16 protein-coding genes are annotated in these 12,690 nt (G+C 32.7%); 14 read left to right on the plus strand and 2 right to left on the minus strand.

Annotated elements, in window-relative coordinates:
- The first annotated feature begins 76 nt into the window (after positions 1 to 76).
- From ACFO3N_RS12275 to ACFO3N_RS12325, 11 genes are all read left to right on the plus strand, one after another.
- Positions 77 to 550, plus strand: coding sequence for a Dps family protein (locus ACFO3N_RS12275; RefSeq protein ID WP_379798089.1), 474 nt, complete (start codon positions 77 to 79; stop codon positions 548 to 550).
- A 109-nt stretch (positions 551 to 659) separates the two neighbouring features.
- Positions 660 to 845 carry a CsbD family protein gene (locus ACFO3N_RS12280; protein WP_250835307.1) on the plus strand — a complete coding sequence of 62 codons (186 nt, stop codon included), beginning with the start codon at positions 660 to 662 and terminating at the stop codon, positions 843 to 845.
- A gap of 159 nt (positions 846 to 1,004) precedes the next feature.
- Positions 1,005 to 1,556, plus strand: coding sequence for a helix-turn-helix domain-containing protein (locus tag ACFO3N_RS12285; RefSeq protein WP_379798091.1), 552 nt, complete (start codon positions 1,005 to 1,007; stop codon positions 1,554 to 1,556).
- Positions 1,557 to 1,577: 21 nt separating this feature from the next.
- On the plus strand, positions 1,578 to 2,027 hold the full coding sequence (locus ACFO3N_RS12290) for a response regulator (RefSeq protein ID WP_095929844.1): 450 nt from the start codon (positions 1,578 to 1,580) through the stop codon (positions 2,025 to 2,027).
- Positions 2,028 to 2,040: 13 nt separating this feature from the next.
- On the plus strand, positions 2,041 to 3,828 hold the full coding sequence (locus ACFO3N_RS12295; RefSeq protein WP_379798093.1) for a sensor histidine kinase: 1,788 nt from the start codon (positions 2,041 to 2,043) through the stop codon (positions 3,826 to 3,828).
- 249 nt (positions 3,829 to 4,077) lie between these two features.
- Positions 4,078 to 4,647 carry a DUF4142 domain-containing protein gene (locus ACFO3N_RS12300; protein ID WP_379798095.1) on the plus strand — a complete coding sequence of 190 codons (570 nt, stop codon included), beginning with the start codon at positions 4,078 to 4,080 and terminating at the stop codon, positions 4,645 to 4,647.
- A gap of 38 nt (positions 4,648 to 4,685) precedes the next feature.
- A complete protein-coding gene (locus ACFO3N_RS12305; protein WP_379798097.1) occupies positions 4,686 to 5,333 on the plus strand; it encodes a porin family protein in 648 nt (215 codons plus the stop codon).
- 39 nt (positions 5,334 to 5,372) lie between these two features.
- On the plus strand, positions 5,373 to 5,525 hold the full coding sequence (locus ACFO3N_RS12310) for a lmo0937 family membrane protein (protein ID WP_141248143.1): 153 nt from the start codon (positions 5,373 to 5,375) through the stop codon (positions 5,523 to 5,525).
- Positions 5,526 to 5,583: 58 nt separating this feature from the next.
- A complete protein-coding gene (locus ACFO3N_RS12315; protein WP_198856936.1) occupies positions 5,584 to 5,868 on the plus strand; it encodes a YtxH domain-containing protein in 285 nt (94 codons plus the stop codon).
- A 47-nt stretch (positions 5,869 to 5,915) separates the two neighbouring features.
- Entirely contained in the window at positions 5,916 to 6,275 is a 360-nt protein-coding gene (locus ACFO3N_RS12320; protein ID WP_354590435.1) for a hypothetical protein, read from the plus strand.
- A 29-nt stretch (positions 6,276 to 6,304) separates the two neighbouring features.
- Positions 6,305 to 6,685, plus strand: a complete 381-nt coding sequence (locus tag ACFO3N_RS12325) for a hypothetical protein (protein ID WP_379798100.1) — start codon at positions 6,305 to 6,307, stop codon at positions 6,683 to 6,685.
- A gap of 387 nt (positions 6,686 to 7,072) precedes the next feature.
- Here ACFO3N_RS12325 and ACFO3N_RS12330 read toward each other — a convergent pair whose 3' ends face one another.
- Both ACFO3N_RS12330 and prfA read right to left on the minus strand, forming a co-directional pair.
- On the minus strand, positions 7,073 to 8,404 hold the full coding sequence (locus ACFO3N_RS12330; protein WP_379798102.1) for a DUF5723 family protein: 1,332 nt from the start codon (positions 8,402 to 8,404) through the stop codon (positions 7,073 to 7,075).
- 694 nt (positions 8,405 to 9,098) lie between these two features.
- The gene (prfA, locus tag ACFO3N_RS12335) at positions 9,099 to 10,175 is read right to left on the minus strand and encodes a peptide chain release factor 1 (protein ID WP_250835301.1); all 1,077 of its coding nucleotides are present in this window, start codon (positions 10,173 to 10,175) and stop codon (positions 9,099 to 9,101) included.
- A 419-nt stretch (positions 10,176 to 10,594) separates the two neighbouring features.
- Between prfA and ACFO3N_RS12340 the strand changes: the two genes are divergently transcribed.
- The 3 genes from ACFO3N_RS12340 to ACFO3N_RS12350 are packed head-to-tail and all read left to right on the plus strand — an operon-like array spanning position 10,595 to position 12,689.
- Entirely contained in the window at positions 10,595 to 10,915 is a 321-nt protein-coding gene (locus ACFO3N_RS12340; RefSeq protein WP_379798104.1) for a hypothetical protein, read from the plus strand.
- Positions 10,912 to 12,102: a PfkB family carbohydrate kinase gene (locus tag ACFO3N_RS12345; protein WP_379798106.1), complete on the plus strand. Its 1,191-nt coding sequence runs from the start codon at positions 10,912 to 10,914 to the stop codon at positions 12,100 to 12,102. Before ACFO3N_RS12340 ends, ACFO3N_RS12345 begins: the two co-directional genes overlap by 4 nt.
- Positions 12,090 to 12,689: a 7-cyano-7-deazaguanine synthase gene (locus ACFO3N_RS12350; protein WP_379798108.1), complete on the plus strand. Its 600-nt coding sequence runs from the start codon at positions 12,090 to 12,092 to the stop codon at positions 12,687 to 12,689. Before ACFO3N_RS12345 ends, ACFO3N_RS12350 begins: the two co-directional genes overlap by 13 nt.
- Position 12,690: the final 1 nt, after the last annotated feature.

Here is a 12,690-nt window from a genome sequence, read left to right on the forward strand (position 1 = left end):
ATTTCTCTGATAAATTATATAAGAAAAAATGAGGTTATAAAAGTATCTTTGAGAATAACCTAATATACAGATAATTATGAGCCCAAATATTGGAATTACACCCAAAAACTTAAAGAAGAGCGCTTCTATTTTAGCAACAATTTTATCAAATGAGATGACATTATATGTAAAAACCAGAAAATTTCATTGGAATATTTCGGGAAATAGCTTCATGGAACTGCATAAATTGTTTGAAGAACAATATAGAATTTTGGAAGCCAATATTGATGAAGTTGCAGAACGCATTAATCAGTTGGGCGAAAAAACAATCGGGACAATGAAAGAGTTTATCGATAATTCTACACTGAAAGAATCTCCAAAAGAATATGCTTCGCAAAAAAATATGTTATCTGAACTTTTAGAAAACCACGAACAGCTGGTTACCGAATTTAGAGACTATATTCCAGTTTTTGAAAACGAAACTAATGATGTTGGTTCTGCTGATTTTGTAACAGGACTGTTGCAGCAACACGAAAAAATGGCGTGGATTCTGAGAAGATATCAGGAGTAACAAAGACAAAAAAATGAAAATTATGCAACAGTCGGAAAAATAAATGTAACATAAAGCCGATCGATAATTTGCAATTTTACAATACAATAAAATTAAAAAAATAGAAATTATGAATACTACTGAAATAAAAGGAAACTGGAATGAGCTGAAAGGTAAACTGAAACAAAAGTATGCAACTCTAACAGATGATGATTTGATGTTCGCTGAAGGAAAAGAAGACGAAATGTACGGAAGACTTCAGCAAAAACTGGGAAAAACAAAAGAAGAATTTCATCAGATCCTGTCAGAATTGTAAATCCTTGCAACTCAATCAGGGAAATACCGTCTAGTAAGAAAATATTAGACGGTATTTTTTTGAAAAATTTATTTTAAAATCACATTTCCGTGTAATTCTATACCATTTAAAAGCAAAAACACCAAAAAAAATAAGTATCTTTAACCAAATTTCTATAAAATGAAACTATTTATAAAGTTCGACATCAATACTATTTGCTCTCTTTATTTAAAACAAAATCTGGAACAAAACAACATAAATTTTACAACTCTGGGTTTTGGTGAAATTGAGATTGAAGACAATCTTGATGCTGAAGCATTGGATAATTTAAAAACTAAATTGGCTCCGTGTGGTTTTGAAGTAGTTGAAAATCAAAAAAGTGTCTTAGTCCAAAAAATAAAAGATGCAATTATTGAACTTGTTTTTATGGATGACAGCAATAATTATAAAAGTTCTGTATTTTTGGCAGAAAAATTAAACCACAGTTACGGTTATTTATCTAATGTTTTCTCAGAAGTTACATATTCTTCTATTGAAAACTTTATTATTTTACAGAAAATTGAAAGAGCAAAACAGTTGATTATTATCAACGAAATGAGTTTGACCGAAATTGCTTTTTTACTAAACTATTCGAGTGTTGCACATTTGAGTACGCAGTTTAAAAATACAACCGGAATTACTCCGTCTGCTTTTCAGAGAATTATTAAGAAACGAAGAGAAAATTTAAAATAAAAACCCAAATACCATATTAAAATGCAAAAAAACGCATTACACATTTTATTGGCCGATGATGATGAAGATGACCGTCTTTTCTTTAAAGATGCATTTGAAGAAATAAAGATACAAACGAATGTAAATTTTGTTCATGACGGGATGCAGCTCATGGATCATTTAATGAATAAAGACAATAAACTTCCAGATATTTTGTTTCTAGATTTAAACATGCCTAAGAAAACAGGTAAAGAATGTTTGATTGAAATCAAAAAAACGGACCATTTAAAAGATATAATCATTGCGATTTATTCTACTTCTTCATCTGAAGAAGATATTGAAGATACCTTTATTCAAGGCGCCAATATTTACATCAAAAAGCCAAGCGATTTCAATACGCTGAAAAAAATAATTAATGAAGTCGTGACCGTAAACTGGCATTATCATACTTCTGGTTTAAACCGTGATAATTTCTTGCTGCGACTAAAATAAAAGCATTCCAATAATGAAGTGGATACCAAATTTTAATTCTTCAAACTCTTTGAGAGTTATTTTTGTAATCGCAGTTTTCATTCTGTTATTTCTTTCTTCAATTGCTTACAAACATAATCAGGACTTGAATGAATCAAGCAAACTGGTTATGCATACTTACGAAATCAACATTCAGCTCGAACGATTAATGTCGGCTATAAAAGATGCAGAAACGGGCCAGCGCGGGTACATCATCACTCGCAATGCCCGTTTTCTGACTCCGTACATTTATTCCCGAGACAAGGTCAATACTTCTTTTATTACCTTAAAAAAACTCACTGCCGATAATCCGAGACAGCAGGAAAATCTTCAGAAACTTTTCAAACTCATTACCCAGCGTTTTGTTTCTTTTGAAAATTGTCTAAAATATAGCGACCCAAAAACATACGATAAAAGAAAATTGGACAATCATATGTTTGGCGGCCGTATTTTAATGGAAAACATCCGCTTTAAGGTGGATGAAATGAACGACATTGAGAAAGATTTCTTAAAGAAAAGACTTAAAATTTACGATTCGGAGATTTCTTTAAGTCCGCTGTTTTCTATTTCCTTATTTCTAGTCGCTTTAAGTTTTATTCTATTGGCTTATCGTCAAATTAGCCGTGATTTTGAACGCTTGAAAGTATTCAATAAAAAGCTTCTTATTTCGACAGGTTTAATTTCTGAATCTGAAAACATTGGTAAATTCAGCACTTGGCAATGGGATCTGGATTCTGATAAAATAGATTTTTCAGACAACCAGTTTCGATTATTAGGGCTTGAGCCAAAATCTTTTGCTCCCAACAAAGCAACACTTTTAAAATATGTTCATCCAGACGATAAAGAATCTGTAGCAAAAGCTATTGACGGAATTATAGAGAAGAAACATCTTCCGTTTGTATATTACAAAATTATACGTCCAGATTTTGAAGTGCGTTACTTTAAAACAACGGGTAAATTAGTAACCGATCAGCAAGGCAGTAAAATCTTGCTCGGAATTAACTTTGACATTACAGACGAGCATCTTCTTAATATCGAATTGCAGGAACGAAATAAAGAATTGGAAAAAAGCAATAAAGAATTGGCTTCTTTCAACCATGTTGCTAGTCACGATTTGCAAGAACCGCTTCGAAAAATACAAACCTTTATTTCTAGAGTTTCAAGTGCCGACAAAGAAGTTATGTCTGAAAGCGGCAAAAATTACATTACCAAAATAGAAAGTTCGGCAAAAAGAATGCGTGTATTAATAGACGACCTTCTTTTATTCTCCAGAACCAATACAACCAAAAAGGAATTCATCAAAATGAATCTGAATGAACTTCTGGACAATGCTGAATCTGAACTGGCTGAAACTATTGAAGAAAAGAAAGCGGTAATCCAGCGCATTGGTAAACTTCCGAAGCTTGCGGTAATTCCGTATCAGATCGAACAGCTGTTTATCAATTTAATTGGAAATTCATTAAAATATAGCCAGCCCGATGTTGAACCTGAAATTTCCATTTCTAGCGAAAAAGTCAATTCTTGCGATTATCCAGAAATATTAGAACAGTCGGTAAAGAAATTTCATAAAATTACTTTTACAGACAACGGAATGGGATTTGACCCACAGTTTAAAGAAACCATTTTTATTCTTTTTCAGCGTCTCCATTCTAAAACAGATTATCCAGGAACCGGAATCGGATTAGCGATCTGCAAGAAGATTGTCGAGAACCATAAGGGTCACATTACAGCAGATAGCACTTTGGGCAAAGGCTCGATCTTTACGGTCTTTCTACCAGATTAAAATTTTATTTCTATTTGTAAGAAAAAAAATCTATCACATTATACCGAAAACAGAAAAAGAAATTATAGAAAAATCTATAATTTCTTTTTTTTTTACAACAAACTCAAACTTCACAAACCATTGATTTTAAAAGGATAAACCCTTAAAAAAAATCTGTTATGGGAATTATATAACGATTCATTTTTATGCTGTAAAGCAAAATCTTTCATTCGTTAGCATCTTTGTAATGTAATACTTTAAGAAGTAATAATGAAAGTAATTTCCCCCATGAAGGCGACATATTTTAAAGTCTTTTTCTTAATCTTATTGGTACTATGCATCACATCTTGCAGAAAAATTAATCCGATTGAAAATACTTTGAAGAATCAAGCCTTTGCAAAAAATGAAAGAGAAGAAACAGAAGCCTTCTTTTTTATTTCTACGGCGAATATTAGCAAATCTATTATTTCAAAAAGTCAAATTGCACAACAAAAAAGTTCAGATGTTATTGTTCAGGAATTAAGTAAAAGAATTGAAATCCAAGAGAATCAATTGTTAGATCAAATATCCAAATTGTCCACATCAAAGCTCATTGTTATTACTGAAATAAACGCCACGCATAAACGAGACCTGTACAATCTCATAGACGCAAGCAATAATGATTTTAACAATATCTATTTAAACGCCATGACAGAAGCCATATGCGACCAGATTGAGTTATTTGAGACTATTTCTAGAGAAACAAATGATAAACAAATTTTGGAACTCGTTCTTAGATTTTTGCCCGAACAATATAAACTCTTACGAGAGACTGAAAGAATAAAAAAACGAAATGAATAAACGCCTATTATCGATCTATTAACTAATTATTTTTTACTATGAAATTACAAGCCAATTTTTTATGCGCCTTAACACTTTTTTTATCAGCATCATTTGGAATGCTGCACGCTCAGGACACTAATGTAAATACCGAATTCGGTGTAAAAGGAGGATTCAACATGTCTAACTTATATGGAAGCGGAGACAATGTCGATGACAATAATATCTTATACGGATTTAATGCCGGGGTTTATGCTACACTTCCTATTTCAGACTTTGTAGCGATTCAGCCAGAGATTTTATTCACAACAAAAGGTTCAGAATTAGAATACAACAATGCTTTTGCATCTGGAAACACAAAATTTAGATTGAACTACATAGAAGTGCCACTTTTGGTTAGAGTAAATGTTACTAAGAATTTTAACATTCATGCCGGTGGTTACGCTTCTTATTTAGTAAGCTCTAAAGTAAGCGGAGACGGAAGTTTTGATTTTGACCAAGACATTGACACAGATGATCTAGCCAAATTTGATGCAGGTCTTTCTGCTGGTGTCGGAGTAGATTTTAACCCAATTAGCGTTGGATTACGTTACAATTACGGTTTAAATACTGTAGGTAAAGAAAGAACGGTTGCAGGAACTACATACACATTTCCTGATGCAAAAAACAGCAACTTGACTTTATATCTTTCTTATAAGTTAAACTAAGCGAATAAAACTGATTATTAACCACTAAAATAAAAAACCATGTCAAACTTATTATATACACTGGCAGTGATTCTGGTAATACTTTGGGCTCTTGGGTTCTTTGTTTACAGTTTCGGAAGCATAATCCATATTCTGTTAGTAATTGCCATTATCGCAGTATTGCTTCGACTAATTAAGGGTCGAGAAATTTAAAAATCACAAATTATTAAATCAACAAATTATTAAATATTAATCCATTAAATTATTTATTATGAAAACTAGTAGCACAATTTTAGGAATTTTAGGAGCCGCAGCGGCGGGAGCATTCATAGGTGTTTTATTTGCACCAGACAAAGGATCAAACACAAGAAAAAAAATCAAAGATAAATCAAAAGATTACGGTGATAATCTAAAAACAAAATTTGATGGCATTGTAAACACGATTACTTCAAACGGTAAAGAAATTATCGAAGAAGGAAAATCTAAACTTAACCAAGTTAAAGAAGATTACAACACGCTAAAAGACGATGTTAAAACAGTAAAATCAAACTATTAATAAGTAGAATTAATTAGTGAAATTTTCAAACCATAAAACCCTATATCATGGAACCAAATGCAACAACAAACGAGAATTTAAATCTTTATGAAAAAGCAGAAAACTATGCTAAAACAAGTTTAGAATTACTTAAACTAAAAACAGTATGTTCTGTTGCTGATGGTGCTTCATCATTGGCTTCAAAGATAGCGATTGGTATTGTTGTTGCATTTTTTACTTTGTTCCTAAATATTGGGATTAGTTTATGGATTGGTAAAGAACTTGGAGAGTATTACTATGGCTTTTTTATCATGGCGCTATTTTATCTTATTCTGGTAATTGTGGTTGTAAAATCACATCATAGACTGATAAAAACTCCTATTGGAAATACTATCATTTCAAGTATTCTAAAAGAAACAAAAAACTGATTTAATTAACCTAAAAAACCGAAAAAACTATGGAGGCTATTTACACTATTGATCAGTTAAATCAAAAAATTGAGGAACTAGAAATTCGCCAGGACACAGAATGGTGTGCTATAAAGGACGAGATTAATGAAATTAAAGACAATTTAAAGCCCATTAACCTCATTCGAAATACGGTGGAAGAAATCAACGAAACGGTTGGTTTTAAAAGCCACATCGCTCAATCTGCCATCAGTATCGGAATTGGATATCTTGCCAAAAGATTTATTGTCGGTAAAGGAGACTCGATGTTTAAAGGTGTTTTAGGCTCGATTGTTCAGCTTATTGTTACCAATCTGGTTTCGAAACCTCATCATGATTCTTCTGAAGAAGAAGAAGAAGAATCATCACAATACGAATCATCTAGAGAGTAATTTGTCTAACTTAATTTAAATTATTATGGAAAAGTTTAGCGAAATAATGATAAAAAATGGAGTATACGTTTACTCGAATCTATATAAATGTTTTGAATATACGAGAGTATTTTTAGGCGTCTAACTCCATCATACGTGTTTGGGGAAACGGTTGATGGAGTGAAGACCTTCTATATATTTTTTTTAAGATACTAAGTTGCTAAGATTCTAAGGTTCTAAGTTTTATATTTAGATTTTATAATCCTATCTTATTAATCTTAAATAAAAAAAACAGCATCTATAAAGTAGATGCTGTTTTTTTTATGTCTTAAATTTCATAAACTAAGAAACTTAGCATCTCAGAATCTTAGCAACTTAGTATCTTAGTATCTCAGCATCTTAGAAACTCTACCTATAATCCTGATAAATAGGCAATTTTAAACCAGCGTAAATATTACAGCCTTTTGAGTTGTTTGAAAACATATTGGAAAAAAGAGTTCCAGAACCAATAAATATTGGACCCGCTCTAAAACCCGCTCCTATTTGAGTTCCGCTGTACTGCATGTAGGTTACAGGCACGTAGAAACTAAATTGTCTGGTTTCATATCTCGGCGTAAAAGTAACCGAATTGGCAATTGCGGTTCCGTTTACTTTTTTGGCATCTACTAAATTGAAATCACCGCTTAAATTCACATAAAATCTTTGGTCGATGTTCCAGTCCAAATTGGTGTGCAAAGCCGTAGGAAGATTTGCTTTTACCCCTTTTCTCGAAGATACTTTAGTATAATTAGAATCAAAAAACTCAAAAATATCATCCGCATCTTCGATATCTTGTTGTGTCACCCTTCCTGTAATATTATAAGTATTCTCGACAATGTTATTATAGTTTAGTTTTCCAATATCGGTTATAGAAGCTGCAGCTTTAAACTTGTAACGGTTTCCAGCGCAAGAATGGCAGTTCGTACGATATTCGTAGGTAAAACCTAAATCTACTCCTACTCCAGCCGAAGCTGCATCAAACTTAGGATCATTTCCGTTAGCATAATCATAACTTGCCGCTGTTCTTATGGTTCCTGTCGAATAATATTCGCTTAACAAAGGATTAGCTTCGTTTTTATTAAAAGCCACGCTTAAATCATTTCCGTTAATGTAGCCGTTTACTCCCGCCATTAAATACTTTAAAGTAATACCCCCTTTTACAAAATGATCGTCACGATCAAACAGGACAGTAGCATAACTCGCTCCTATCTCTGCCCAAGAATTCGAAACAGCGTTCGGGTTTCCGCCCGTAATTAAAAAACTATTCGAAGCATCTACCTCTTTGTTCGCCTCATCAATAAGCTGTCCGTTTATACCAACAAGACTTGTAACACTTCGCACACGCGTAAAAAGCGCAACACTATGCACAGGCGTAATATTGAGCATTACAGAAGGTCCCATGATATCTACATTGAAATTCCCTCTATTGTTCGATTTGAAATTTTTGCTTGCGTCGGTCTCCAGATTGTAACCGCCGTCTAATACATCCATTATATTAACTCCGTACAAATCATTTTGTCCAGTTCCGCTGCCAGACCCAAACGTAACGTCGGCCTTGTATTTTGAATCTACAATATTGGACGGATTAAACAATGCCGACTGAATTCCGGCATAATTATCATCCCTGAATCCGAAATACGATTGCGATCGCGCATAAAAAAAGCTCCCAAAGAAGCAAAATAAAAGTAAAGTTCTCTTCATAAATTAATGTTAGTTGGTTGGTTGATGGGGCAAATATGAGGCAAAAAAATTAAAAAAAATAGCTTTTTTTAAAAGGCGCTAAGATGCTAAGCCACTAAGGTTCTAAGTTTTACAAACTAGTATTACAAATCTTACTTCGTAAAATTCTTGTGTAGTATTGGTCTTAATTTAAGATGCTTTTTTTGAAATTATAGCCTTAATTATCCACATTAAATTATCATTAGAAATTAAGATTGAAGTTGCTGAGACATTAAAATGCAAAGTTTTCATTCCCTCTTTAAGTTTTAGGCATAAAAAAAGCCGAACAAATGTTCGGCTTAAATATATTTTATGTTCAAAGAAAAAAACTTAGAACCTTAGCATCTTAGCAACTCAAAAAATATGTTCAAAGAAAAAACTTAGAACCTTAGAATCTCAGTAACTTAGCAACTCAAAAAAATTATCTTCAAAGAGAAAAAACTTAGAACCTTAGCATCTGAGAATCTTAACAACTTTAACCAATTCTTTGCGTTCCAGCGGTTGAAACCGCTGGCTATATTCTTTTTAGGTGCTAAGATGCTAAGATTCTAAGGTCTTCGCAATCTTTGGTATTTTTTCCACAAAAAAAGCCGAACAAAGTTCGGCTTAAATTATTAAAAAGTCCTAAGAGAAAACTTAGAACCTTAGCAACTTAGTATCTTAGCATCTCAGAAATTTAGTAAACTTCTGAAGCTTCCTTCAATTTCTCCATATTATTAACCAACTGAAGCTCAGAAACGATTTTATGAATATCACCATTCATGATGTTTCCTAAATCGTAAAGCGTTAAACCAATACGGTGATCCGTTACACGACCTTGCGCATAGTTATACGTACGGATTTTTGCCGAACGGTCTCCAGAACTTACCTGAGAACTACGTTTTTTAGCATCTTCCTCCTGCTTTTTGGCCAATTCCATTTCGTACAAACGAGAACGTAATACCATCAAAGCCTTATCTTTATTCTTATGTTGCGATTTCTCATCTTGACATTGCGCTACCAATCCTGTTGGAATGTGCGTTAAACGTACAGCCGATTTCGTAGTATTTACCGATTGTCCTCCAGGTCCAGACGAACAGAAGAAATCGACACGAACATCGTTCATATCTACCTGAACATCAAACTCCTCAGCTTCTGGCAAAACCATAACCGTGGCAGCCGATGTATGCACACGTCCTTGAGTTTCAGTCTGCGGAACACGCTGTACACGGTGAACACCCGCTTCAAACTTCAAAGTTCCGTATACATCTTCTCCAGTAACCTCAAAAATAACCTCTTTGAAACCTCCAGAAGTACCCTCGTTCATATCTACAACAGATGATCTCCATCCCATAGATTCGCAATACTTCGTGTACATTCTAAACAAGTCACCAGCAAAAATACTCGCTTCGTCCCCACCCGTTCCGGCGCGGATCTCCACCATAACGTTTTTCGCGTCTTCAGGATCTTTAGGAATAAGCATAAATTTGATTTCCTCCTCCAATTCTGGCAGACGTTCTTTTGCTTCATCCAATTGCATTTTGGCCATTTCCACCATTTCAGCATCACTTCCGTCAGCAATAATTTCGTTTGCTTCGTCAATATTTGCCAAAATTACAATGTACTCTTCTCTCTTTTCAACAAGCGCTTTAATCCCTTTATATTCTTGATTAAGCTGCTTATAACGTTTTTGATCAGAAATAACATCCGGCTGAATAATCAAATCCGAAATCTCATCGAAACGCTGCTTTACATATTGAAGTCTATCTAACATTTTCTAATTCCTTTTATTGGACGGCAAAATTACAAAATTTTTATCTAAAATTCTAGTGTTCCTTTTTTGGGGAATTTAAGTTGAATATTTAGTGGAATTACGATGATTTTTAGGAGCTATTTCCTGCTATCCGCTATATCTTTTTAGGCTGAAGGTTTACGGTTTAATAAGTTCTTCTTCGTTTGCCTAAAAAGGATGCCGCTTCTATCAGGGCTAGGGCTTTGGTTTTTAAAAGAGCAATTATGGTTTTCCGTAATATGATTGAAGTTGAAGTCTTTATTTTTATAAAAAATTAATTTCAAAACATTGTTATTTATAAAAATCAGGTGTTTTTACTTAGTGAGAAATTTAAATTAAATACGATGTTTGCTTAGATATCTAATTAACAAAGTATAAAAAACAACTTAAATAAATTTAATATGAGTGGATCTGGAGGAGGTTATGAACCACCACAACGAACGAAATTCGATTGCGAAACAGGTATTATTATTACTAATGTATCTACTGTAAATATCCTCATACTTGAAAAACGTGAGAAAGGAGATGTTTTGGAAGTTGTACTTACAGAGAATCGGTCTTTAGCACTAGAAGATGGAGATGGAGAAATACTTGGTTCAATTCTTCATATAAATACTCCTGACATCATTGCTTGTATAAAAAATGGAGCGTCATATGAAGCCGAAATATTAGATATTAATTCACCTGCATGTCGCGTGCGGATAAAAAGATCAGAGATATGATTAAAGTTGTTGGTGGAACTTATCGAGAAATCGACTATGATGATATTTCTATTGAAATTTACGGCTCAGGTTTTCGTGCAACAAAATTTCTTCTAGAAAATAAATGTCCTGTACATTTTAGTACTGTTGGAAATCAAGACACAATAACTTATCTTAAAGAAAATCAAAAAGTTTATCAAGATTTTAATTTTAATTGCAAAGAATATGAAGAATTAATAACATTTAAATATAGCTTTTCTCTTGATCAACCATTTATATTCCCAAACGCACTTAACATTTCTAAAGCTGAAGAAATAAATGCAGAATCTGAGAACATAATTGCCTTTGGTATGCTTGAGGCAGATTTTACATTATCCGGTAATAAAATTGTTTACGATCCTCAAACCCCTATAAATCCTAAAAAATTTAGCGAATTCGGCAAAGCTAGTGAACTAGTATATATTGTAAATAGTAATGAGGCTTCGTCAATTGCTTCTTCGAAAGATATTGAAAAAATTAAAAATTACTTTTTTAATTTAGAATTAGCAAAAGCATTTATAATAAAAGATGGGCCTTTTGGAGCTATTTTATATTTAAAAGATAAAGAAATAAAAATTCCATCTTACATAACTAATAATGTTTATAAAATTGGTTCTGGAGACATTTTCACGTCTAGCTTTGGTTTTTATTGGATTGTTAAAGGGCTATCTTTAGAAGATGCAGCATTATATGCTTCGAGATCAACTGCAATATATTGTGATAAAAAAGTTTACGTCGATACATCAATTTTAAATTCTTTTGACTATAAAGAGTTTGATAATCAAACATTTTCAAAAAAACAGGTTTATTTAGCCTCTCCTTTTTTCTCTATTTCCGAATTAATTTTAATAGACAAGATACGTTCAGCATTTTTATCTTTTGGGATAAAAGTATTTTCGCCATTTCATGATATTGGACTGGGAGATGAAACATCAATAGCTAAAAAAGACCTAGAAGGAATAGAAAAATCTGATATAATTTTTTGTGTTTTAGATAATTTTGATTCTGGAACACTTATCGAATCCGGTTACTCATTAGCTAAAGGAAAGAAAATAATTGGATATCATCGTACTTGCAATGAAAGTGATCTTTTAATGCTTAAACCTGCAAATATTCTTTTCTACCAACATTTAACAACTGCTATATATCAAACAATATGGAATCTATAAAAAAAGCAATTTTATTATCTGGTGGGATTGACTCCATATGTTTAGCATATGGTCTTAAACCTGATATTGCATATACAATTGATTATGGCCAAACAGTTGCTGAGAGAGAAATTTATGTCTCCAATTTTGTTTGTCAAAAGTTAGGAATTAAACACAAAGTAATAAGTGTTGATTGTAAAAATTTAGGAAGTGGCACATTAGCAAATTCAGATAATCTAAGTATTTCTCCCTCTGAAGAATGGTGGCCATTCAGAAACCAACTATTAATTACCTTAGCTTCAATGCAAGCAATAAAAGACGGTATTTCTGAACTCTATCTAGCCTCTGTTAGATCTGATAATTTCCATAAAGATGGCACTAAAGAATTTTATCATTTATCAAATGAATTAGTCTCTTTTCAAGAAGGAAAGATCAAAATAATTTGCCCTACATTAGAATTTTACAGCCATGAACTGGTGAGTAAATATAACGTCCCTCTTAATTTATTAAGCATTGCTCATTCTTGTCATATTTCAAATATTGCATGTGGGAAATGTTCTGGCTGTACAAAACAACTTAGAGTTAAACATGAAATCAAAATGGAATAAT

This window comes from Flavobacterium chungangensis, assembly GCF_042654045.1.
GTDB classification, from domain to species: Bacteria; Bacteroidota; Bacteroidia; order Flavobacteriales; family Flavobacteriaceae; genus Flavobacterium; species Flavobacterium chungangensis.

What these genes read in the sequence shown, in the direction of transcription:
- ACFO3N_RS12275 (WP_379798089.1), top strand. Translation starts at nt 77, where the DNA reads ATGAGCCCAAATATTGGAATTACACCCAAAAACTTAAAGAAGAGCGCT.
- ACFO3N_RS12280 (WP_250835307.1), top strand. Translation starts at nt 660, where the DNA reads ATGAATACTACTGAAATAAAAGGAAACTGGAATGAGCTGAAAGGTAAA.
- ACFO3N_RS12285 (WP_379798091.1), top strand. Translation starts at nt 1,005, where the DNA reads ATGAAACTATTTATAAAGTTCGACATCAATACTATTTGCTCTCTTTAT.
- ACFO3N_RS12290 (WP_095929844.1), top strand. Translation starts at nt 1,578, where the DNA reads ATGCAAAAAAACGCATTACACATTTTATTGGCCGATGATGATGAAGAT.
- ACFO3N_RS12295 (WP_379798093.1), top strand. Translation starts at nt 2,041, where the DNA reads ATGAAGTGGATACCAAATTTTAATTCTTCAAACTCTTTGAGAGTTATT.
- ACFO3N_RS12300 (WP_379798095.1), top strand. Translation starts at nt 4,078, where the DNA reads ATGAAAGTAATTTCCCCCATGAAGGCGACATATTTTAAAGTCTTTTTC.
- ACFO3N_RS12305 (WP_379798097.1), top strand. Translation starts at nt 4,686, where the DNA reads ATGAAATTACAAGCCAATTTTTTATGCGCCTTAACACTTTTTTTATCA.
- ACFO3N_RS12310 (WP_141248143.1), top strand. Translation starts at nt 5,373, where the DNA reads ATGTCAAACTTATTATATACACTGGCAGTGATTCTGGTAATACTTTGG.
- ACFO3N_RS12315 (WP_198856936.1), top strand. Translation starts at nt 5,584, where the DNA reads ATGAAAACTAGTAGCACAATTTTAGGAATTTTAGGAGCCGCAGCGGCG.
- ACFO3N_RS12320 (WP_354590435.1), top strand. Translation starts at nt 5,916, where the DNA reads ATGGAACCAAATGCAACAACAAACGAGAATTTAAATCTTTATGAAAAA.
- ACFO3N_RS12325 (WP_379798100.1), top strand. Translation starts at nt 6,305, where the DNA reads ATGGAGGCTATTTACACTATTGATCAGTTAAATCAAAAAATTGAGGAA.
- ACFO3N_RS12330 (WP_379798102.1), bottom strand. Translation starts at nt 8,404, where the DNA reads ATGAAGAGAACTTTACTTTTATTTTGCTTCTTTGGGAGCTTTTTTTAT.
- prfA (WP_250835301.1), bottom strand. Translation starts at nt 10,175, where the DNA reads ATGTTAGATAGACTTCAATATGTAAAGCAGCGTTTCGATGAGATTTCG.
- ACFO3N_RS12340 (WP_379798104.1), top strand. Translation starts at nt 10,595, where the DNA reads ATGAGTGGATCTGGAGGAGGTTATGAACCACCACAACGAACGAAATTC.
- ACFO3N_RS12345 (WP_379798106.1), top strand. Translation starts at nt 10,912, where the DNA reads ATGATTAAAGTTGTTGGTGGAACTTATCGAGAAATCGACTATGATGAT.
- ACFO3N_RS12350 (WP_379798108.1), top strand. Translation starts at nt 12,090, where the DNA reads ATGGAATCTATAAAAAAAGCAATTTTATTATCTGGTGGGATTGACTCC.